We start from the raw sequence: 21830 nt of genomic DNA, 5'->3' as shown, positions 1-21830 counted from the left end.
TCCGGGCTGTTCGTGCGTTCCGTGCGTTCCGTGCGTTCCGTGCGTTCCGTGCGTTCTGGGCTGTTCGTGCGTTCCGGGCCGGTTTGGTGCCCCCGATTCGTGTGATATGAAGCGCACTGTCGCGCTCTAGGGGATTGGTCCGTTTACGCCTAGCTTTGAGGGGAACTGCCCGAAAGGCTTACGCACATATGCGCAATACCCTCGCAGTAGCACCCCCGTCCGCCCAGGTCGCCGGCCGCCTCGCGGCGCTCGGCCGGTTCTGCCACCGCCGGCGGCGGTGGGTGGTCGGTTTCTGGGTGCTGGTGCTCGCCCTCGGTGTGCTGATCGGCGGGCGGGTCTTCGAGGGCACGGTGGCCGGTGCGTCCTCCGCCTCCTCCGAGGCGGACCGGGGTGCCGCCGCCGTCGCGGCGGCGGACCCGTCCCTGGGCAGTGTCACGGCGGTCGTGGACGGCGTGCCGGTGAACGGCCAGGCCGTACGGACGGCCGTCACCCAGGCCACCGCCGACATCGCCAAGCTCCCGGGCGTCACCTCCGCCACCGACACTTACTCCGCCGGCCCGTCGATGACCTCGACCGACGGCAGGGCCGGTCTGGTGGACGTCCGGATGGCCGTCGACAGCACCGGCGCGCAGCTGGACGCCGTCACCCAACGGCTGGACTCGATCAAGGCCGAGGGCGCGCATGTCACCGTCGGCGGTGACCTGGTGCTCCAGCAGGAGGTCAAGGACCAGACCCAGAGCGACACCAAGTTCGGCGAGATCGTCACCCTGCCGCTGACCCTGATCGTGATGGTGCTGGTCTTCGGCGGCCTGGCGGCCGCGAGCCTGCCGGTGATCGGCGCGGTCGCCTCGGTCGGCGGCGCGCTGCTGGCGATGTTCGGCTTCAGCCAGATCATGTCGATCGACACCAGCGTGCTGCCGATCGCCACCGTGCTGGGCCTCGGGCTCTCCATCGACTACGCGCTGCTGATGGTCAACAGGTTCCGCGAGGAGCGCGGCCACGGCGCGGGCATCGCGGCGGCGGTCGAACGCACCGCCGCGACCGCCGGCCGTACGGTGGCGTTCTCCGGGCTGACGGTGGCGGTCGCGCTGAGCGGTCTGTTCGTCTTCACCAACCCCGTCCTCGGCGCCGTCGCGGCGGCCGGGGTGAGCGTGGTGGTGATCGCCGTCGCCGCCGCGCTGACGCTGATCCCCGCGCTGCTCGGCTTCGCGGGCCACCGGATCAAGGCGCCCACCGCGCCGGTGTCCGACGAGGGCTTCTTCGCCCGTACCGTGCGGCGGGTCCGCAAGCGGGCGATCCCGGTGGTGCTGGTCTGTACGGCGCTGCTGGTGGCCGCCGGTGCGCCGTTCGCGAGCGCCCAGATGCGCGACTCCGGTGCCTCCGTGCTGCCCACCTCCTCGGCCGGACGGCAGGTGGCCGAGACCATCGACCACCGCTTCCCGCAGGTCGCGCCCGCCCCCGTCACCGTGGTGGTGAAGGCCGGGCAGGCGACGGCGCAGCACTACGCGGACTCGGTGGTGGCGAAGCTGCCGGGCGTCAGCGGCGTACGGGCCGTGACCCCGGTCGGCAGCCAGATCAGCACCATCGACGTGCTGGTCAACGGTGATCCGCAGGGCGGCGCGGCGAAGTCCGTGGTGAACGAGCTGCGGGCGGACCGGGGCGGCCTGCAGACCTACGTCACCGGCGGCGCCGCGTCCGTGGTCGACTTCCAGCACGAGCTGACCGACCGGGGGCCCTGGGCGCTCGGCCTGGTCGCGGTCGGGACGCTGATCCTGCTCTTCCTGATGACCGGCTCGCTGGTGATGCCGGTCAAGGCCCTGCTGATGAACCTGCTCTCGCTCGGCGCCTCACTGGGCGCGCTCACCCTGGTCTTCCAGGACGGCTGGTTCAGCGGGCTGCTGGGCTTCAGCCCGACCGGCGGGCTGGAGACCTTCATTCCGGTGCTGGTCTTCGCCTTCGCGTTCGGGCTGTCGATGGATTACGAGGTCTTCCTGCTCTCGCGGATCAAGGAGCTCCGGGACCAGGGGTACAGCTGTACCCGTTCGGTGGAGCTGGGACTCCAGCGCAGCGGTCGGATCATCACCTCGGCGGCGCTGCTGATGGTGATCGTCTTCGCCGGGTTCGCCGCCGGGGACATGCTGATGGTCAAACAGATGGGCATCGCGCTGGCCGTGGCCGTCGCGGTGGACGCCACGCTGGTGCGCTGCCTGCTGGTACCGGCCGCGATGACGCTGTTCGGCGAGTTCAACTGGTGGGCGCCGGCCCCGCTGCGGCGGCTGCACCGCCGCTTCGGGCTGAGCGAGCACGTGGAACTGCCACCGATCGCCGCTGCCGCCACGGTCCCGGCCCCGCGTGCCGAGCGGGACCGGCCGCTGGCGACCGTCACGGACTGAGACCGACCGGTCCGACCCGGTCAGCGGCTGACGCAGGAGTTCCCGAAGCCGGGGGCCAGCCCGGCGATGCCGTCCAGCGCGCTGCACGCGGAGGCGCTGCCGGCAGCGCCGAACATCAGGCCGCAGAGGGCGGCGGCGACGAGAAGTGTGTTGCGGACGGTGGTCACTGAGGGCTTCCCTTCGGGGGTGGTGCGGAACGCCCTGCTCAACGCCGCGACTGCCGCCGGGGAATGCGATAGTCACCCGCTTGGCGGAGCGGGTGAGCTTTTCAGGGGCGCGGGGCTCTGAGGTACTCAGCGGCTGACCCGGGCGAGCAGGGCGACGCTGTCGCGGAGCTGCCGCTGTTCCGCCGGGGTGAGCCGGTCGGTGATGGCCGCCGCGATGGCGCCCTCCCGGCGGGCGCGCTGGTCGTGCAGGGCGCGCACGCCGGGCTCCGTCGCGGTGATCACCAGTTTGCGGCCGTCGGTGGGGTGGCGCTGCTGCTCGACCAGCCCGGCGTCGGTGAGCAGGGCCACCGTGCGGGCCATCGACTGGTGCCGGACGCGCTGCAGGTCGGCCAGTTCGCTGGTGGTGCGCGGGCCCTCGCGGACCAGCCAACCCAGTACGGCGGCCTGGTTCTGCGGCAGCTCGTCGTCCACCCGCAGGCGCCGGACCAGAGTGCCGATCACGGTGCGCAGCTCGGCTGCGATTTCGAGAGGGTCGACATCGTTCATGGCATAAGAGTAGGAGTATCCTAAATCTATACAGCCTTGCTGTATTGTTTCGGGTATGCGAATCACCAAGTTCGGACACGCCTGCGTACGTGTCGAGCAGGACGGCACCACCGTCGTCATCGACCCCGGGATGTTCACCGACGCCGAGGCCCTCACGGGCGCGGACGCGGTGCTGATCACCCACGAGCACATGGACCACTTCGTCGAGGACCGGCTGCGCGCCGCCGCCGAAGCCCGTCCCGACCTGCGGATCTGGACCAACGGCGCGGTGGCCGGGCAGCTGGACGGCCTCGGCGCCCGGGTGACGGTGGTGGGGGAGGGCGACGCCTTCGACATCAACGGCCTCGGCGTGAGTGTGCACGGCGAGTGGCACGCCGTCATCCACCCCGACATACCCCGGGTCGGCAACATCGGCTTCCTCCTGGACGGAAAGCTGTTCCACCCCGGCGACGCGCTGACCCTGCCGCCGCACCCGGTCGAGACGCTGCTGCTGCCGATCGCCGCGCCGTGGTCCAAGGTCTCCGAGCTGATCGACTACGTCCGGGAGGTCAAGCCCCGGCGGGCGGTCGCCGTACACGAGGCGGTGCTCAGCGAGCTCGGGCAGCTGGTGCACGGGCGGCTGCTCGGCGAGGGCGGGCCGGGCACGGGGGCGGAATTCAGCCAGCCCGCGCCCGGTGAGCAGCTCGAACTGGGGTAGCCGGATCCAAGGCCGGCCAAGGCCGGAAATGTCATGGACGGGGTGCACCCGCTTCTGAGAGTATGCGATCCGATACTTTCAGTGATCGACATTCCCAGTGATCAACGCTTTCGGTGATCGACACACAGAGGCGGGTGGCCAGCCATGGCAATTGATCCTCCAGGTGGAGCAGCGTCCGGCGACGCCGATGTCATCTTCTTCGGCGGTGAGATCGTGACCGTGGCGGCCGAGGAGACCGAGCTCGCGCCGGAGGCGGTGGCGGTCCGGGACGGCAGGATCGTCTTCGTCGGTGATCGTTCCCGGGCGTTCGAGGACTGGCAGGGTGACGGGACGGCGCTGCGGGACCTCCGGGGCCGTACGCTGCTGCCCGGCTTCATCGACGCCCACGGCCATCTGACGGGCACCGGCCTGCAGGCCACCATCGCCAATCTGCTGGCCGAGCCCGACGGTGATGTCACCGATCTCGACTCGCTGCGGCAGAAGCTGCGTGAGTTCGCCGACAGTCCGGTGGGTCGGCGGTCCGAGTGGATCATCGGCTTCGGGTACGACGACTCGATGCTGGACGGGCGGCAGCACCCCACCCGCGCGGACCTGGACGAGGTGTCCACCGAGCGGCCGGTGCTGGCGATCCACCAGTCGTTCCACCTGGGCGCGGTCAACAGCAAGGGGCTCGAGGTACTGGGCTACGGCAAGGGCACGCCCGACCCGCCCGGCGGCGTGATCCGGCGGGAGTCCGATCTCGTGCGGCCGTACGGGGTGCCCAACGGCGTGCTGGAGGAGTCCGCGTTCCTCCCCGCCTCCGGCCTGGCGATCGACGGGATGGATCCGGCGGACGTCGGACAGTTCCTGTTCAAGGGGCTGCGGGCGGCGGCGAGCTTCGGCTTCACCACCGTGCAGGAGGGGGCCGCCTCGCTGGACGTCCTGGACGCCATGCGGGAGGCCGCCGATGAGTACCCGGGCGGCTTCCCGGCCGACGTGGTCGTGTACGTGAAGGCGGGCGAGGCGGTGGCGGAGCCAGGCAGGGTCCGGGCCGGCCGGGAGTACGTCGGGGGCCTGCGGGCGGGCGGGATCAAGATGGTGCTGGACGGCTCACCACAGGGCCGGACCGCCTGGCTCACCGAGCCGTACACCACCCGGCCGGATGGCACGGAGGAGGGCTACTGCGGCTACCGCGCGATCGAGGACGACGTCGCGCTGACCCAACTGCGGGCCGGGTTCGAGAACGGCTGGCAGGTCATCGCGCACGTCAACGGTGACGCCGCCATCGACCAGTTCGTCCGGACCGCGCGGACGGTCACGGCCGAGGCCGGGCCCGCCGACCGTCGGCCGGTCGCGATCCATGCCCAGACGGCCCGTGCGGACCAGCTCGACGCCTTCGCCGAGCTGGGCGTCATCCCGTCGTTCTTCTCGATGCACACCTACTACTGGGGTGACTGGTACCGCGAGACCGTGTTCGGCAAGACGCGCGCGGCGGAGATCTCCCCGGCCCGCTGGGCGCTGGACCGGGGGTTGAGCTACACCTCGCACCACGACGCCCCCGTCGCGCTGCCCAACTCGATCGCCATCCTGTCCAGCCAGGTCACCCGGGTCACCCGCTCGGGCCACGTGCTGGGGCGGCACCAGCGTGTGTCGGCCCTGGACGCGCTGAAGTCCGTCACGATCAACGCCGCCCGCCAGTACTTCGAACAGGACAGCAAGGGCAGCATCGAGGTGGGCAAGCTCGCCGACCTGGTCATCCTCAGCGACAACCCCCTGCAGATCCCCGCGAAGGCGATCAAGGACCTCACCGTCGAGGAGACCATCAAGGCCGGCGTGACTGTCTACAACGCGGCCGACTCCGAGGAGCCCGAGCCGGTGTCGGTCTCCGCTCGCGTCACACCGGCACCGCACTGCTGACGACGGCCCGGGCGGGCTCGGCGGCCCGCCTGAACGGGCGGCCGTCGAGCGTCCAGTGCGGGTCCGGGGCGATCTCCAGTGCCGCGTAGACGTGCGCGGCGACATCGGTGTGGTGCAGGTCGGCGACGGGCGCGCCCGGGGTGATGCCGGGCCCGCTCGCCGCGATCCAGGCCGTGCGCTCCAGCTCGGTGCGGCCGCCGTGGCCGCCCTGGTCGAGGTGCCCGTGGTCGGTGACGACGATCACCGTCCACTCCTCCTCGGCGTGGCCGGGGCGGCTGCGGACGGCCGCGAGCAGGCGGCCGAGCCGCTGGTCGGCGGTCTCGACCGAACGCCGGTACTCCTCGCCGCAGCCCAGGAAGTGGGCGGTCTCGTCCACCGCGCCCAGGTAGACGAAGGACGCCTGCGGGTCGTCGTCGCTACTGCCCAGCACGTACGCGGCCTCGGCCGTCACCCGCTCGTCGCAGACCTCCCACGCCTCCGGCGTGTCCTGCAGCGGCGCGATGTACGAGAGCCGGCCGGGCGCGGTGAAGAGCGGGCCGCCGCTGCGGGCCAGGAAGAGCGGCTCCCAGCCACCGGCGGCGAAGGTCCGGCGGCCGTGGACGGCGGCCAGGCGGGTGGTGAAGTCCGGGAAGACGTCCAGCCGGTTGCCGCCGAAGTGGTTGCCGAGCACGCCGTGCTTGGCGACGCCGACCCCGGTGACGATGGTGGTCCAGCACGGGCCCGACATGGTCGGGGTCACCTCGTCCACCTGGACCGGGGCGAGGAAGCCCTCGGCCGCGACGGAGTCCAGGTGCGGGGTGTGCAGTTCCGGCAGCAGGTCGAGGCGGACGCCGTCGATACCGACGACCAGGACGCGGCGGGGGCCGGCGGGCCAGCGGCTGGACATGGGGGAGCTCCGATCGGTCAGGTGTGCGGGGGCCTGACCGGCACCCTAACCGCCCTGGTCAGGCGCCAGAAGCCGGTTGTCCGGGCGTTGCGGGGCGGGCCTGCGCACTGTTCGCCCCACCGCCGCCAGATGTTCGCCCGCGCGACCGCCCGCGTTGTCCGGCGGGGACCGGCCCGTCACCGGCCGGGGCCCGAGCGGTAGCCTGGCCGCATGCTGAGGATCGGACTGACGGGCGGGATCGGCGCGGGCAAGAGCGCCGTCTCGGGGCGACTGGCCGCGCTGGGCGCGGTGATCGTGGACTCCGATCTGATCGCCCGTGAGGTGGTGGCCCCGGGCACTGAGGGGCTGCGCGCGGTGGTGGCGGAGTTCGGCCCGGACGTCCTGCGGGCGGACGGCGCGCTGGACCGCCCCGCCCTCGGTGCGCTGGTCTTCGCCGACCAGGACCGGCTGGCCGCCCTGAACGCCATCGTCCACCCGCTGGTCCGGGCCCGCTCCGCCGAGCTGGAGGCCGCCGCCGGGCCGCACGACCTCGTGGTGCACGATGTCCCGCTGCTGGCCGAGAACGGGCTCGCCCCGCTCTACGACCTGGTGATCGTGGTGGACGCCGCCGACGAGGTCCGCCTCGACCGGCTGGTCCGGCTGCGCGGCATGGCGGAGGCGGAGGCCAAAGCCCGGATGGCCGCGCAGGCGACCCGCGAGGCCCGCCTGTCGATCGCCGACCTGGTGCTCGACAACGGCGGCACGCCGGAGGACCTGGACGTCAGGGTCCGCGAGGTGTGGCAGCAGCTGGCGGAGCGTCAGGCGGGCTGAGCGAAACCACCGAGACAGCCGGCGGCGCGTCAGGCCTTCGGCTGGATCAGGTCCCACCGGTTGCCGTAGAGGTCCGCGAAGACCGCGACCGGGCCGTACGCCTCGTGCCGGGGCTCCTCCAGGAAGACCACCCCGGCCTCGGTCATCCGCCGGTGGTCGCCCGCGAAGTCCTCGGTGTTCAGGAAGAGCCCGACCCGGCCGGCGGTCTGGTCGCCGATCCGGGCCACCTGCTCGGGCTTGCCCGGCCGGGCGAGCAGCAGCCCGGTCTCCCGCGAGCCGCGCGGCGCGACGACCACCCACCGGCCACCGTCCTCGCGCGGCGCGTCCTCGCGCAGCTCGAAGCCGACGGCGTCCACGTAGAAGGCGATCGCCTCGTCGTAGTCGCGGACCAGGAGCGTGGTGAGACCGATATATGCCATGACGGGCATCCTGCCAGGGCAGGCAGGGCAGGCAGGGCAGGCAGAGCCGGTCGGGTGTCAGGGCTTGCGCGCGACGCCCGCCCAGATGCCGGTCATGGCGTCGGTCTCGCGGGCGGGCTGGTCGGGGCGCCAGAGCGGGGCGGTGACGAGGCCGGGCTCGGCCAGCTCCAGTCCGTCGAAGAAGCGCAGCACCTGCTCCCTGCTGCGCATCGTCAGCTGGGCGGTGGCGCTGCGGTAGACGGCCGGGCCCTTGGCCGCGTCGGCGGCGGACATGAAGTCGGCCGTGCCGTGCGAGAGCGCGAGGTAGCTGCCGGACGGGAGGGCGTCGACCAGGTGCCGGACCAGGCCGTACGGGTCGTCGGCGTCGTCGATGAAGTGCAGGATCGCGAAGAGCAGCAGCGCGACCGGCTGCCCGAGGTCCAGCACCTTGCGGATCTGCGGGTCGTCCAGGACGGCGCCGGGGTCGCGCAGGTCGCCCTGGACGACGGTGGCGCTGCCGTGGCTGGCGCCCGCCAGCAGCGCGCGGCTGTGCACCAGCACGATCGGGTCGTTGTCCAGGTAGGCGACCCGGGAGTCGGGGTTCACCCGCTGGGCCGTCTCGTGGGTGTTCCCGGCGGTGGGTATGCCGGTGCCGATGTCCAGGAACTGCTTGACGCCCTGCTCCGCGAGGTGCCGTACGGCGCGCTGCAGGAAGGCCCGGTTGGCGAGCGCGCCGATCCGGACCAGTGGGCTGATCGCGAGGACCTTCTCGGCCGCCACGCGGTCGGCGGGGAAGTTGTCCTTGCCGCCGAGGAAGTAGTCGTACATCCGTGCCGGGTGCGGCACTTCCGGCTTCAGGTCGGCGGGGGTGCGGTCCTCGGCCTCCCCGCCCATCCAGTCGAACGAGACGTGCTGCAGCTCGTCCTGGTGCTCGGCCTCGTACTGGTCCTGATGCTCGATCATGTCGGTCTTCCCCCCGGAGGTTTCGACAGCGCCGCTGACGTCGTTTTGGCAGCATAAGCGAACGGGCCGCCCGGTCTCAGGCAGTCGGTGGATGCGGCCCCGGCCCGGTGCTGGGCTCACGGGTGAGCAGATAGCGGGCGCCGGGGCCGGCGGTGCCCGCCCGGTCGTCGGCGTTGTAGAGCGCGCAGCGGGAGAGTGAGAGGCAGCCGCAGCCGATGCAGCCGCCCAACTTCTTCTTCAGGCGCTCCAGTTCGGCGATCTGCTGGTCGATCCGGTCCTGCCAGGAGGTGGCGACCCCGCTCCACTCGCCGGTGCTCGGCGCCCGGTCCTGCGGCAGCCGGCCGAGCGCGGCCCGGGCCTCCTCCAGGGAGAGCCCGACCCGCTGGGCGGCCCGGACGAACGCCACCCGCCGCAGGGTGGACCGCTGGTAGCGGCGCTGCCCGCCCGCCGTCCGGGTCGCGTGGATCAGGCCGAGCTTCTCGTAGTACCGCAGCGCGGACGTGGCCAGCCCGCTGCGCTCGGCGAGCTGGCCGATGGTGAGGAGGTCGTGGCGGGAGAGGGTCACGGGCCGTAAGGATAGCGCTTGACTTGAAGTCGGCTTCAAGTTGCACGCTTCTCTCATGACCACCGCAGCGATCACCCCGCAGAAGTCCACCCCGCATCAGGCCGAGCCGCAGCAGCCCAGGCGGCAGGAGCAGTTCGGCTTCGGCGACCTGCCCCGCCTGATGTCCCTGATGACCGGCGCCGAGAAGCACACCGCCGCCGCCACCTCGACCCTCGACGCGATCTGGGTGCTCTACGACCGCGTGCTGCGGGTCGCCCCCGAGACCTTCCGGGACCAGGGCCGGGACCGCTTCCTGCTCTCCAAGGGCCATGGCCCGATGGCCTACTACGCCGTGCTGGCGGCCAAGGGCTTCCTCCCGCCCGACCTGCTGCCGGGTTTCGGCTCGTACGACTCCCCGCTCGGCCACCATCCGGACCGGCTGCTCGTGCCGGGTGCGGAGATCGGTTCCGGCTCGCTCGGGCACGGGCTGCCGCTGGCGGTCGGCACCGCGCTCGGGCTGCGGGCCCAGGGGCTGGCCGACCCGGCGGTCTGGGTGCTGATCGGCGACGCCGAGTTCGACGAGGGCAGCAACCACGAGGCGATCGCCTTCGCCGGCTCGTACGGGCTGGACCGGCTGCACGTCGTCGCCATCGACAACTCCTCGGCGACGCACGGCTGGCGCGGCGGCATCGCCGCCCGCTTCGAGGCCGAGGGCTGGTCCACCGCGACCGTCGACGGCCGCGACCACGAAGCCCTGCACGCGGCGTACACCGCGCCGCACCCCGGTCGGCCGCACGCCGTGGTCGCCCGCGTCGAGCCCAAGAACGCCTGAACACCCCACACCGAAAGAGGCCCCCTGATGGACACCATGCGCGACCGCTTCTTCGCCACCACCGCCGACCTGCTCGACCACGACCCCCGGATCGCCGTGGTGCTCGCCGACATCAGCGCCGCCGCCTTCGCCCCCACGGCCGAGCGCCACCCCGACCGGGTGATCAACGTCGGCATCCGGGAGCAGCTGCTGATCGGTGCCGCCGGCGGCCTGGCGCTGACCGGGATGCGCCCGATCGCGCACACCTTCGCCAGCTTCCTGGTCGAGCGCCCCTTCGAGCAGGTCAAGTTGGACCTCGGGCACCAGGGCGTCGGCGCGGTACTGGTCAGCGCCTCCGGTTCGTACGACTGGCCGGCCGGGGGCCGGACCCACATGGCACCCGGTGACATCGCGCTGCTCGACACCCTGCCCGGTTGGACGGTGCACGTGCCCGGACACCCCGACGAGGCCGAGACGCTGCTGCGCCACGCCGCCGCCGACGGAGACAACAAGGTGTACGTCCGGCTCTCCAACCACAGCAACGCCGATGCTCAGCCGGTCGCGCCAGGACGGTTTGTGACGGTTCGCCAGGGAACGCGTGGCGTGGTGCTCGCCGTCGGACCGATGCTGGACGCGGTGCTCGCCGCCACCGAGGGCCTGGACGTGACCGTGCTGTACGCCGCCACCGTCCGCCCGTTCGACGCGGCCGGGCTGCGCGCGGCCGTCGGCGAGAAGGCCGACGTGGTGCTGGTCGAGCCCTACCTCGTGGGCACCTCCAACAACGAGGCGCACGACGCGCTCGCCGACCTCCCGCACCGGGTCCTCGGCCTCGGCGTCCCGCGCGAGGAGCACCGCCACTACGGCTCCATCGACGAACACCTCGCCGCCTACGGCCTGGACGCGCCCGGTCTGCGCGGGCGGATCACCGGCTACCTCCGCTGAGCCTCCACCCGTACCACCGCCGTGGAGTCCGGCGCGAGGAAGAGCGAGCCTTCGGCCGAAGCGGGCCAGGCGTCACCGAACAGCGCGAGCGTCCCGGCGTAGGGCCGGTCCAGCGGCACCGCGAGCGGAGCGGCACCGCCGATCCGGATGACGATCCGGTACGGCCCCCGGTGCACCACCAGCCAGCGCTGCTCCTCGTCGAACGACACCCGGACGGCCGCGAGGTCCGGGTCGGTGAGTTCGGGGCAGGACCGCCGCAGCCGGATCAACCTGCGGTACCAGTCGAGGAGTTCGGAGTGCGGTGCGCGGGCCGGTTCGGTCCAGTCGAGCGTCGAGGCGAGTACCGTGCCGGGGGCCTGCGGGTCGGGGATCTCCTCCGCCGTCCAGCCGTGCTCGGTGAACTCCCGCCGCCGCCCCTGCCGGACGGCCTCGGCGAGCTGGGGGTCGGTGTGGCTGGTGAAGTACTGCCAGGGTGTACCTGCCCCCCACTCCTCGCCCATGAACAGCATCGGGGTGAACGGCGAGGTCAGCACCAGCGCCGCCCCGGCGGCGAGCCGGCCGGGCGGGAGAGTGGCGGAGAGCCGGTCGCCGGTCGCCCGGTTGCCCACCTGGTCGTGGGTCTGCAGGTAGCCCAGCAGCCGGTGCCCGTACCCGGCGGGGAAGCGGCGCCCGTGGATCCGGCCGCGGAAGGACGACCAGCTGCCGTCGTGGAAGAAGCCCCGGGTCAGCGTCTTGGTCAGCCCGGCGAACGGACGCTCGGCGAAGTCGGCGTAGTAGCCCTGGGATTCACCGGTCAGCAGCGCGTGCAGGGCGTGGTGGAAGTCGTCGCTCCACTGCGCGGCCAGACCGTGGCCGCCCGCCTGCCGGGGGTTGGTGGTGCGCGGATCGTTGAGATCGGACTCGCCGATCAGGAACAGCGGCCGGCCGGTCGACACGGCCAACTTGTCCACAGTGGCTGACAGTTCCTCCAGGAAGTGCACGGCCCGGTCGTCCGCCAGCGCGTGCACCGCGTCCAGCCGCAGCCCGTCGATCCGGTAGTCGCGCAGCCAGGCCAGCGCGCTGCCGATCAGGTAGTCCCGCACCTCGTCCGAGCCGGGCGCGTCCAGGTTGACCGCCGAACCCCAGGGCGTGTGGTGCCGGTCGGTGAAGTACGGGCCGAACGCCGGGAGGTAATTGCCGGACGGGCCAAGGTGGTTGTGCACCACGTCCAGTACCACGCCGAGCCCCTTGCGATGGGCGGCGTCCACGAAGCGCTTCAGCCCGTCCGGGCCGCCGTACGGCTCGTGCACGGCCCAGAGCGACACCCCGTCGTAACCCCAGCCGTGCCGTCCGGAGAAGGGGCAGACCGGCATCAACTCCACGAAGTCCACGCCGAGTTCAACCAGGTGGTCGAGCCGCTCGGCGGCCGCCTCGAACGTCCCCGCCGGGGTGAAGGTGCCGACGTGCAGCTCGTACAGCACCCCACCCGGCAGCGCCCGGCCCTGCCAGGGAACGTCCGACCAGTGGAATGCCGCGTGGTCGACCGCCCGGCTCAGGCCGTCCGGCCCGTACGGCTGGCGCGGTGAGCGCGGGTCCGGCAGCGGCGGGCCGCCGTCCAGGCGGAAGCCGTAGTCCCCGGCGGGCGCCTCGGCCTGCCACCAGCCGAGGCGGCCCGGATCCGGCCGCAGCGGGTACGCCGTGCCGTCCACCTCCACCTCGACCAGGACGGCGTCCGGCGCCCACACCTGATAGTCCGTCACGGGCCCTCCGTCAGCAGCGCCACCGGGTGCACGGCGAACAGCGCGTCCAACCGGACCGGCCCGGCGCCGAACGTGCGCTGCGTCAGCTGCTCCGTCCAGCGCCCGGCGGGCAGGTCCAGCACGGTGTCGCGCCAGCCGCCGGACCGCTCCAGCCCGTACGGCAGCCGGGTCACCGCGCTGATCACCCCGGGGCCGCGCCCGAAGGCCAGCAGGTGGTCGGCGGCGGGCCCCTCGGCCGCCAGCGGGCGGTACGGGCCGAGTTCGCGGCGCAGGTGGAGCGCGGTGGTGGTGAGGTGGAGCTTCTCGCGGGCCAGATCACCCGCCCGGTCCGTAGGCGAGTCCGTCAGCCGTACGGCCAGCGCGCCGAGGTCCACCGGCGCGCGGTTGTCCGGGTCGACCAGGGTGTACAGCGGCTCCTCGCTGCCCTGGTACAGGTCCGGCACGCCCGGCACGGTCAGGTGCAGCAGGGCCGCCGCGAGGCTGTTGCTGCGGGCGTACGGAGCGAGCATCCGGACGAAGCCGTCGATCCTCGGGCAGAGCCCGGCGTTGGCCAGCACGCCGTGCGCGTAGTCGGTCAGGGCGCGCTCGAAGCGGGCGTCCGGGGCCGTCCAGGAGGTCTGCTGCTTGGCCTCGCGGGCGGACTTGAGCAGGGTGGCGACCAGGCGGTCCGCGTCGAGCGGCCAGGCCGCGACCAGGGTCTGCCAGAGCAGCCAGGCCGAGCTGCGGTCCGGACAGAGCCCGGCCGCCGTCGTCCAGGCGGCGCACTCGGCGGCCCAGTGCTCGGGCAGCTCGGCCAGCACGGCGAGCCGGGCGCGGGCGTCCGCGCTGCGCTTGGTGTCGTGGGTGGAGAGCGCCGTCATCGAGTGCGGCCAGTGCTCCTCCAGGTAGGCGCACCAGCGGTGGAAGTCGACGGGTTTCACCCCGGGCCGGCCCGGGTCGCCGCCCACCTCGTTCAGGCTGAGCAGGGCGTTCCAACGGTAGAAGGCGGTGTCCTCGACCCCCTTCGCCGCGACGGCGGAGGCGGTCTGTCCGAGCCGTGCGCAGAACTCGTCCTTCGCGGGGCTGCGCCCGAGCCGCCCGAGCGCCAGCTCGCGGACCAGCGCGGCGGTCGGTGAATCGCCGTCGAGCGCCGCCTCGACGTCCGCGACGGCCTCCGGGGGAGCGGGCTCGCCCGGCCGGACGTACGGCCGGTAGACCGGATACGCCGTCAGCAGCTCGCCGAGCGCCTCCCGCAGGGCGAGCGGTGAGTGGTCGGCGAGCGCGGGTTCGGCGGCGCAGATCCGCTGGGCGAGGCGGACCAGCCGGTCCACCTCGGCGGCCAGTTCCCCGTGCGGGCCGGTCAGTTCGGCCCGGCCCTGCCGCGCCGCCTCGGGTGCGGAGCCGGCGCCGGTGTCGTGCCGGTACGCGGTGATCAGGTGCTCGGCGCCCAGGTGGTCGGTGAGCACGCCGTCGATCCGGCGCAGCGCGTCGTACCCGGTGGTGCCCGCGCAGGGCCAGTCGGCGGGCAGCCGCTCACCGCCCGTGAGGATCTTCTCGACCACCGTGTAGGCCCCGCCGGTGGCCGCCGCCAGGCGCTCCAGGTAGCGGCGCGGGTCGGCGAGGCCGTCCGGGTGGTCGATCCGGAAGCCGTCCAGGACGCCGTCCGCGTGCAGCCGCAGCAGGGTGCGGTGGGTCGCCTCGAAGACCTCGGGCACCTCGACCCGAACGGCGATCAGCTCGTTGACGGTGAAGAACCGGCGGTAGTTCAGCTCGCTGCCGGCCAGCTCCCACCAGGCCAGCCGGTACCACTGGCGGGCCAGCAGCTCGGGCAGCGGCAGCCCGGTGGTGCCGGGGCGGAGCGGGAAGGCGTGGTCGTGGTAGCGGAGTACCTCCCCGTCCACCGTCAGCTCGTCGAGCACCTCACCGAGCCGCCCGCCGAGCAGCGGGAGCAGCAGCCGGCCGCGCTCGGGGGCGTCGGAAGGGCCCGGCTGGGCCGTCCAGTCGATGTCGAACCAGGGCGCGAACGGCGAGTCCGGCCCGTCCCGCAGCACCTGCCAGAGCGGCTGGTTGAGCTGCTCGGGCACCGGCAGCGCCATGTGGTTGGGTACGACGTCCGCGATCAGCCGCAGCCCGTGCCGGTGCGCCACTGCGGCGAGCGCGCGCAGGGCGCTCTCGCCGCCGAGCTGCTCGCTGATCCGGCCGTGGTCGACGGTGTCGTACCCGTGGGTCGAGCCGGGGACGGCGGCCAGCAGCGGGGAGAGGTGCAGGTGGGAGACGCCGAGCGCGGCGAGGTAGGGTACGGCGCGTTCGGCGTCCCGCAGGGTGAAGCCCGGCTGGAGCTGGAGGCGGTAGCTGGCTGTCGGGGGAGGGGTGGCCCCGGCCGGGCGTGGCTGAGCGGAGGCTTCGGCGGAGGTCATGAGGACATGCCTACCCCTGCGGGGGCTTGGCTATCGCCGCGTTGGCCCTAACGGGTGTGGGGGTGCTCGCTGCGGGGGGTGCGGGTTGTCGCCTTCCGGTTTCGCGCGGTTTCCCGCGCCCCTTGATAGTGCAACTGGCCCACGTGTAAAACTTCACGCCGGGCGTTGGAGGACGAGGAGGGAGCGGTCGGTGAGCCAGAGGGAGTCGCCGGCCTTGACCCGGGTGCCGGTGCCCGGGGCGGGGAGGATGGGCTCGGAGGTGTCGACCACGACCTGCCACTCCTGGCCGTGGTCGGCGGGGACGGTGAACTCCAGGGGCTCGAAGTGGGCGTTGAACATCAGCAGGAAGGAGTCGTCGACGATCTTCCCGCCGCGCCGGTCGGGTTCGGAGATGGCGTTGCCGTTCAGGAAGACCGTCAGCGACTTCGCGTAGCTGGTGCTCCAGTCCCGTTTGGTCATCTCCTCCCCGGCGGGGGTGAACCAGCCGATGTCGGTGAGGTCGTCGTGGGTGCCGGAGACCGGGCGGCCGTGGAAGAAGCGGCGGCGGCGGAAGACCGGGTGGTCGCGGCGGAGCCAGATCATGCCCTGGGTGAATTCCAGCAGCTTCGTGTCGCCGGACTGCCACTGGACCCAGGAGAGTTCGTTGTCCTGGCAGTAGGCGTTGTTGTTGCCGCGCTGGGTGCGCCCGAGTTCGTCGCCGTGCGAGAGCATCGGCACCCCCTGGGAGAGCAGCAGGGTGGCGATGAAGTTGCGCTGCTGACGGGCTCTCAGTTCCAGGACGGCGAGGTCGTCCGTGTCGCCCTCGGCGCCGCAGTTCCAGGAGCGGTTGAAGCTCTCGCCGTCCCGGTTGTCCTCGCCGTTGGCGGTGTTGTGCTTGTCGTTGTACGAGACCAGGTCGCGCAGGGTGAAACCGTCGTGGCAGGTGACGAAGTTGATCGAGGCGATCGGCCGCCGGCCGTCGTCCTGGTAGAGGTCGGAGGAGCCGGTCAGCCGGGAGCCGAACTCGGCCAGGCTGGCGTTCTCGCCGCGCCACAGGTCGCGGACGGTGTCCCGGTACATGCCGTTCCACTCCGTCCAGAGCGGCGGGAAGTTGCCGACCTGGTACCCGCCCTCGCCGAGGTCCCACGGTTCGGCGATCAGCTTGGCCTGCGAGACCACCGGGTCCTGCTGGACGAGGTCGAAGAACGAGGAGAGCCGGTCGACCTCGTGGAACTGCCGTGCCAGCGTGGCCGCGAGGTCGAAGCGGAAGCCGTCCACGTGCATCTCGGTGACCCAGTAGCGCAGCGAGTCCATGATCATCTGGAGTACGTGCGGGCTGCGCATCAGCAGGCTGTTGCCGGTGCCGGTGGTGTCCTCGTAGAAGCGCTGGTCCTTGGCGAGCCGGTAGTACGAGACGTTGTCCAGGCCCCGGAAGGAGAGCGTCGGCCCGAGGTGGTTGCCCTCGGCGGTGTGGTTGTAGACCACGTCGAGGATGACCTCGATCCCGGCCGCGTGCAGCGCCTTCACCATCGACTTGAACTCCTGCACCTGCTGCCCCCGGTCACCCCCGGAGGAGTAGGAGGAGTGCGGCGCGAAGAAGCCGATGGTGTTGTAGCCCCAGTAGTTGGAGAGCCCGAGGTCCCGCAGCCGGTGGTCGCGGACGAACTGGTGCACCGGCATCAGCTCGATCGCGGTGACGCCCAGCTTGGCCAGGTGCTCGATCAGCGCCGGGTGCGCCAGGCCCGCGTACGTGCCCCGGATCTCGTCGGGGATGCCGGGGTGCAGCTGCGTCAGGCCCTTCACATGGGCCTCGTACAGCACCGTGCGGTGGTAGTCCGTCCGGGGCGGACGATCGTTTCCCCAGTCGAAGTACGGGTTGATCACCACCGAGTGCATGGTGTGCGGCGCGGAGTCGAGGTCGTTGCGGCGCTCGGGCGCGCCGAAGTGGTAGCCGTACACCGACTCGTCCCAGTCGATCTGGCCGCTCATCGCCTTGGCGTACGGGTCCAGCAGCAGTTTGGAGCTGTTGTGCCGCTGGCCGAGACCGGGGTTGTGCGGGCCGTGCACCCGGAAGCCGTAGCGCTGGCCGGGTTGGATGCCCGGCAGGTAGGCGTGCCGGACGAAGGCGTCCGTCTCGCGGAGCTCGACGGCCGTCTCGGAGCCGTCCTCGGAGAGCAGGCACAGCTCGATCCGGTCGGCGCTCTCGGAGAACACCGCGAAGTTGGTGCCGGCTCCGTCGTACGTGGCGCCGAGGGGGTACGGCTGACCTGGCCAGACCTGCATAAGTCCTCAAACTCCCTTGGCGTCATGGGAATTGGCGCTCCACTGGGCTCTGCCCGGCCGGTTGCCCGGGTAGGCCGAGTCCGTTCGTACCGTGATACACGACACAGGGGCATACTCCCCAACGCCTGCCCGCCATTAGGGCGCTTTCACTCGTTGTTCGCCCGAACGGGTGTCCGTGGTGGGGGTTGTGCGCGGCTCGGATTCCGGACGGCGGCGCGGTCGCGCCGGTGGTGCCGCCGACTCCTGGTACGCGCCGCGATGCCGGGAAGCGGCTGCGGCCCGCGTGGCCCGCGCAGTACCCTGTGATCTTCCGGCGCGCTCCGGACTCCACGCCGGAATCGCCAGCGGAGACAGCCTCTGCCCAGGCCGAGGCCGCCGTGGCCTAAGACTGTGTCAGCGGACGGTGCGTCACCCCGGCGGGTCGGGGCCGGCGGGCCGAGAGGTGAGGTAGCGCATGGTGGTCCCCTCCGACGGCCGGGGTGGGTCCGAGGGCCCCGGGCGGAGCGAGGCGCCGACGATGGTCATGCGCGCGTCCATGGCGGGCCGGGCCACCGTGCCGGCCCAGCCCGGGCCGCCCGACGGGCTGCCGCTCGCCTGGTCCGCCGAGCAGTGGGAGCTGGCCCACCAGCGCGTCCGGCTGACCGGCCGGGCGTACGTCTGGCTGAACCTGGTCGAGCAGCGGCTGCGCGCGTTGGTGGACGAGGTGCTGCGCCCGGTCTACGCACCGGCCCACGGCGAGGACTGGGTGACGGCCGCCGCCGGGCCCGCCGGTGAGGAGTGGGTGCACCGGGCGGGCGCGGTCCGCGAGGTGAGCCGCCGCAAGGGCTACCTGCTCGACCCGTCCGACGACGACCCGCTGGTCTTCCTGACCATGCCCCAGCTGCGCGAACTGATGGTGCAGCACTGGCCCTGCTTCGAGCCGTACGTGCTGGACCGCCGCGAGGTCGAACTCGCGCTGGACGAGCTGGAGGTCGCCCGGCACGTGGTCTCGCGCAACCGCAGCCTCTCGCAGACCGTGCTGGCCCAGGCCGAGCGGGCCGCCGCCCGGCTGCTGGTACTGCTGGACGGCGGCACCGGCGGGGTGCCCGCCGACGTGGTCGAGGAGCTGGTCGCCGGACGGTACGCGGACGTGGTCGCGGTGCACCCGGACCGGGTCCGGCTGCAGCGCGACCTGCCGGTGGAGGACCTGCTCGACGGGGCCCGGCGGTTGGACGCCGTCGGCATCGGACTCGGGATGCTCTGCCAGAACTACACCGGCAAGCGGCTGGTGCGGCTCGCCTCCGGCGGCTGCCGGGTCCGGCTGCTCTTCCTCAACCCGGCCAGCAGCGCGGTGCGCCGCCGGGAGCGCGAGCTGGGGATCGGGCGGGGCGAACTGGCCCGCTCGATCGAGATGAACATCATGCACGTCCGCCGGGTCCGGGCCGGGCTGCGGGACCAGGGCGGCTTCGAGATCCGGGTCTTCGACGAGACGCCGAGGTTCACCGCCTACCTGGTGGAGGGCCCCCGGGTGGCCGGCCCGGCCGGGAGCCGACGGCGCTCGACGGACATCGGGGTGGTCCAGCCCTACCTACGGCGGTCCCGGGGGATCGAGTCGCCCGCGCTGGTGCTGCGGGGGTCGGTGGCCCTGGGGACGAGTGGGCAGACAGGCGGTCAGCCGGGTGGCCAGCCGGGCGGTCGGTCGGGCGGTCAGGAGCCGGGGTTGCTGGAGGTCTACCGCGAGGAGTTCGAAGGCGTGTGGGCCGACTCACGCGCCGTTTCCTGAGTGATCGTCCGGTCTGGAGCATCCAGCGTTCGTACCCCAACGTGGACGCCCGGCCTCGCTGTGGCTAAGGTATGCCTAAGCTAAGTAGCGACGCCCTGGGCAGTCCCCCTGCCCGGGGCGTCGGGCTGAGCCGTTCCGGTCCGAGGTGGCCCGGGGCGTCGGGCAATCGGACGGGTAAGGCCATGTGGGACGACGCGTTTCCAAGCTTCTTGATCGGTCTACGTGAGGGCCTGGAGGCCGGGCTGATCGTCTCCATCCTGGTCGCCACCCTGGTGCGCTCCGGCGAGAAGTCCCGCCTCCCGCAGGTCTGGACGGGCGTGCTCGCCGCGCTGGCCCTGGCCCTCAGCTTCGGTTCCGTGCTCACCTTCACCGCCGCCAAGCTCTCCGGGCCCGCGCAGGAGGCGTTCGGCGGTGCGCTCAGCCTGATCGCCGTCACCTTCGTCACCGCGATGGTGTTCTGGATGCGCCGTTCGGCCCGGAACCTCTCCTCGGAGATCCGCGAGAAGGTCGCCGCCGCGCTCGCCATGGGCGCCGGGACCCTCGTCCTGACCAGCTTCCTGGCCGTCGGCCGCGAGGGCCTGGAGACCTCCCTCTTCCTGTGGAGCACCATCCAGACCGCCAGGAGCTCGACCGGCCCGCTGATCGGTGCCGCCGTCGGACTGCTGCTCGCCATCGGGCTCTGCTGGGGCCTGTACCGCCGGGTGCTGAAGATCAACCTGACCAGGTTCTTCAGCGTCACCGGTGCCGTCCTGATCGTGATCGCGGCGGGCGTGCTCAGCTACGGCCTGCGCGACCTGCAGGAGTCCGGTGTCCTGCCGGGCGGCTCCACGTACGCCTTCGACCTCGGCGCGCACCTCGACCAGGGCTCCTGGTACGCGACCCTGGTGCAGGGCGTCCTCAACCTCACCGTCAGGATGACCGTCCTTCAGGTCGTCGCGTACGTCGCCTACCTGTCGATCGTGATGACCCTCTTCGTCGAGGGTGTCCGGGGCTCCGCCGTGCCTGCGCCTGCCGCCGAGGCCCCTGCTCAGGCCGAGGCCGTCGAGGCGAAGGCCGGCCGCCCGCGCTGGCTGGTCCCCGCCGTGCTCGTCGCCGCCCCCGCCGTGCTGGCGGGCGTGGTGATCGTGGTCAGTGACGGCAAGCCCGCCGGTGCCTCGACCGTCGCGGTCTCCGAGACGGAGTGCGGCAAGGGCTTCGGCGCCCCGCAGCCCGGCCAGCAGGTCTTCCAGATGCACAACACGGGTGACAAGACCTCCGAGGTCTACCTGATCAACCCGGGTAGCGGCGCCGTCTACGGCGAGATCGAGGGCCTGGCCCCCGCCACCACCCGCTCGCTGACCGCCACCATCGGCACCGGCGACTACGCCTGGCGCTGCGTCCCCACCGGCGGGAAGAGCGTCACCTCGGCGGCCGTCCACGTCACCGGCGGAGCCGATGTCAAGGCCGTCGCCCCGGTGGCCGAGGACGACCTGAAGGCGCCGCTGGCCGCCTACCGGACGTACGTCGGCCAGGGCCTGGCCACCCTGCAGACCGAGACCCGCAAGCTCCAGGCCGACATCCACGCCGGGGACCTGAACGCCGCCCGGGCCGACTGGCTCACCGCGCACCTTCAGTACTCCGCGCTGGGCGCCGCGTACGGCACATTCGCCGACTTCGACGGCAAGATCAACGGGCGCCCCGACGGCCTGCCCGACAAGTCCCAGGACAAGGACTTCGCCGGGTTCCTCCGCTTGGAGTACGGCCTGTGGCACCAGCAGAGCGCCGCCGACCTGACCCCCGTCGCCGACCAGCTGGTCACCGACGTGGACGGGCTCGCCAAGGCCTTCCCGACCCAGCAGTTCGACGTCGGTGACCTGCCGCTGCGGACCCACGAAATCCTGGAGAACACCCTCCAGTTCGAGCTCACCGGTGACACCGACCAGGGCAGCGGCACCAACCTGGCGACCGCTCAGGCCAATCTGGCGGGTACCCAGGAGCTGCTGACCGTGCTCCAGCCCCTGATCAAGGAGCGGTCGCCCGAGTTGCTGACCAAGGTGGACGCCGGAATGCTGCGGGTCAACGCCCTGCTCGCCGCCGCGCACCTGCAGGACGGCGGCTGGACGCCGGTCGACCGGCTCGCCGCCACCACGCGTCAGCAGCTGAACGCCGCCACCGGCCAACTGCTCGAAGACCTCGCACCCATCCCCGACCTGCTCGAGATCCGGAAGTCCGCCTGATGACCGACCAGACCGCTACCGGCTCCTGCCCCTTCCCGCACGCCGCCGCTCCGGTGGCCGACGGCTGCCCCGCCGGGCCCGCGCGCCGCAGCTTCGTCAAGGCCGCGCTCGGCGCGGGCGCCGGTGCCGCCGCCATAGCCGGTGGCGCCTTCACCGTCTCGGCAGGTTCGGCGAGCGCCGATACCAGCAGCCCGGCCAAGCGCGGTGTCGTCCCGTTCCACGGCGACCACCAGGCCGGTGTCACCGACCCGACGCCCGGCTACGCGGCCTTCGTCTCCTTCGACGTGGTCGCCCAGGACCGCAAGGGCCTCGAGGAGCTGTTCCACACCCTGACCGAGCGGATCAGGTTCCTCACCGCCGGCGGCACCCCGCTGAGCCTGGGCGTGGGCGCGCCGCCGTCCG

General features: G+C 72.3%; 18 protein-coding genes. 9 read left to right on the top strand and 9 right to left on the bottom strand.

All coding sequences use genetic code 11. From position 1 onward, the window contains the following. Positions 1 to 188 precede the first annotated feature (188 nt). Complete coding sequence (locus P3T29_RS17870) at positions 189 to 2393, top strand: MMPL family transporter (RefSeq protein WP_280717488.1); 2205 nt, start codon at positions 189 to 191, stop codon at positions 2391 to 2393. Between the two features lie 20 nt (positions 2394 to 2413). Here P3T29_RS17870 and P3T29_RS17865 read toward each other — a convergent pair whose 3' ends face one another. After that, positions 2414 to 2560: a hypothetical protein gene (locus tag P3T29_RS17865; RefSeq protein WP_280717487.1), complete on the bottom strand. Its 147-nt coding sequence runs from the start codon at positions 2558 to 2560 to the stop codon at positions 2414 to 2416. A 126-nt stretch (positions 2561 to 2686) separates the two neighbouring features. Beyond that, positions 2687 to 3106, bottom strand: coding sequence for a MarR family transcriptional regulator (locus P3T29_RS17860; protein WP_280717486.1), 420 nt, complete (start codon positions 3104 to 3106; stop codon positions 2687 to 2689). Positions 3107 to 3161: 55 nt separating this feature from the next. Between P3T29_RS17860 and P3T29_RS17855 the strand changes: the two genes are divergently transcribed. Together P3T29_RS17855 and P3T29_RS17850 are read left to right on the top strand one after the other, a co-directional pair. Next, the gene (locus P3T29_RS17855; RefSeq protein ID WP_280717485.1) at positions 3162 to 3803 is read left to right on the top strand and encodes an MBL fold metallo-hydrolase; all 642 of its coding nucleotides are present in this window, start codon (positions 3162 to 3164) and stop codon (positions 3801 to 3803) included. Between the two features lie 144 nt (positions 3804 to 3947). Beyond that, positions 3948 to 5699: an amidohydrolase gene (locus tag P3T29_RS17850; RefSeq protein ID WP_280717484.1), complete on the top strand. Its 1752-nt coding sequence runs from the start codon at positions 3948 to 3950 to the stop codon at positions 5697 to 5699. Here P3T29_RS17850 and P3T29_RS17845 read toward each other — a convergent pair. Beyond that, positions 5677 to 6585 (bottom strand): alkaline phosphatase family protein, encoded by a 909-nt coding sequence (locus P3T29_RS17845; RefSeq protein ID WP_348532837.1) that lies wholly within the window; start codon positions 6583 to 6585, stop codon positions 5677 to 5679. The two genes, P3T29_RS17850 and P3T29_RS17845, sit on opposite strands and share 23 nt — an antisense overlap. A 210-nt stretch (positions 6586 to 6795) precedes the next feature. Between P3T29_RS17845 and coaE the strand changes: the two genes are divergently transcribed. After that, a complete protein-coding gene (gene coaE, locus P3T29_RS17840) occupies positions 6796 to 7395 on the top strand; it encodes a dephospho-CoA kinase (RefSeq protein ID WP_280717483.1) in 600 nt (199 codons plus the stop codon). Positions 7396 to 7424: 29 nt separating this feature from the next. On the opposite strand, the gene P3T29_RS17835 is transcribed toward coaE, so the two are convergent. From P3T29_RS17835 to soxR, 3 genes are all read right to left on the bottom strand, one after another. Then, a complete protein-coding gene (locus P3T29_RS17835; protein WP_280717482.1) occupies positions 7425 to 7814 on the bottom strand; it encodes a VOC family protein in 390 nt (129 codons plus the stop codon). A 57-nt stretch (positions 7815 to 7871) separates the two neighbouring features. Further along, a complete protein-coding gene (locus P3T29_RS17830; RefSeq protein WP_280717575.1) occupies positions 7872 to 8687 on the bottom strand; it encodes an SAM-dependent methyltransferase in 816 nt (271 codons plus the stop codon). A gap of 145 nt (positions 8688 to 8832) precedes the next feature. After that, positions 8833 to 9321, bottom strand: coding sequence for a redox-sensitive transcriptional activator SoxR (gene soxR, locus P3T29_RS17825; RefSeq protein WP_280717481.1), 489 nt, complete (start codon positions 9319 to 9321; stop codon positions 8833 to 8835). Between the two features lie 160 nt (positions 9322 to 9481). Between soxR and P3T29_RS17820 the strand changes: the two genes are divergently transcribed. Both P3T29_RS17820 and P3T29_RS17815 read left to right on the top strand, forming a co-directional pair. Continuing rightward, the gene (locus P3T29_RS17820) at positions 9482 to 10132 is read left to right on the top strand and encodes a transketolase (RefSeq protein WP_280717574.1); all 651 of its coding nucleotides are present in this window, start codon (positions 9482 to 9484) and stop codon (positions 10130 to 10132) included. A 27-nt stretch (positions 10133 to 10159) separates the two neighbouring features. After that, entirely contained in the window at positions 10160 to 11053 is an 894-nt protein-coding gene (locus P3T29_RS17815; protein ID WP_280717480.1) for a transketolase C-terminal domain-containing protein, read from the top strand. Here the strand turns inward: P3T29_RS17815 and treZ are convergent. The 3 genes from treZ to glgX all read right to left on the bottom strand — a co-directional run bounded on the left by treZ (position 11041) and on the right by glgX (position 17450). Beyond that, positions 11041 to 12792: a malto-oligosyltrehalose trehalohydrolase gene (treZ, locus tag P3T29_RS17810; protein WP_280717479.1), complete on the bottom strand. Its 1752-nt coding sequence runs from the start codon at positions 12790 to 12792 to the stop codon at positions 11041 to 11043. The genes P3T29_RS17815 and treZ overlap by 13 nt on opposite strands. Beyond that, a complete protein-coding gene (gene treY, locus P3T29_RS17805; RefSeq protein WP_280717478.1) occupies positions 12789 to 15188 on the bottom strand; it encodes a malto-oligosyltrehalose synthase in 2400 nt (799 codons plus the stop codon). The genes treZ and treY overlap by 4 nt, the downstream gene beginning before the upstream one ends. A 153-nt stretch (positions 15189 to 15341) precedes the next feature. Continuing rightward, positions 15342 to 17450 carry a glycogen debranching protein GlgX gene (gene glgX, locus P3T29_RS17800; protein ID WP_280717477.1) on the bottom strand — a complete coding sequence of 703 codons (2109 nt, stop codon included), beginning with the start codon at positions 17448 to 17450 and terminating at the stop codon, positions 15342 to 15344. Between the two features lie 454 nt (positions 17451 to 17904). On the opposite strand from glgX, the gene P3T29_RS17795 reads away from it, so the two are divergent. The 3 genes from P3T29_RS17795 to P3T29_RS17785 all read left to right on the top strand — a co-directional run. Next, positions 17905 to 19212: an SAV2148 family HEPN domain-containing protein gene (locus P3T29_RS17795; protein ID WP_280717476.1), complete on the top strand. Its 1308-nt coding sequence runs from the start codon at positions 17905 to 17907 to the stop codon at positions 19210 to 19212. A 182-nt stretch (positions 19213 to 19394) separates the two neighbouring features. Then, entirely contained in the window at positions 19395 to 21428 is a 2034-nt protein-coding gene (efeU, locus tag P3T29_RS17790; RefSeq protein ID WP_280717475.1) for an iron uptake transporter permease EfeU, read from the top strand. Further along, positions 21428 to 21830 (top strand): Dyp-type peroxidase domain-containing protein (locus P3T29_RS17785; protein ID WP_280717473.1); only part of this gene is annotated, 403 nt, incomplete at its 3' end. The genes efeU and P3T29_RS17785, both read left to right, overlap by 1 nt.

Origin of the sequence: Kitasatospora sp. MAP5-34 (genome assembly GCF_029894335.1) — a bacterium.
Taxonomy (GTDB): Bacteria; Actinomycetota; Actinomycetes; order Streptomycetales; family Streptomycetaceae; genus Kitasatospora.
The sequence above is the reverse complement of the archived record's forward strand: the minus strand, read 5'-3'. Positions and strand labels throughout refer to the sequence as shown.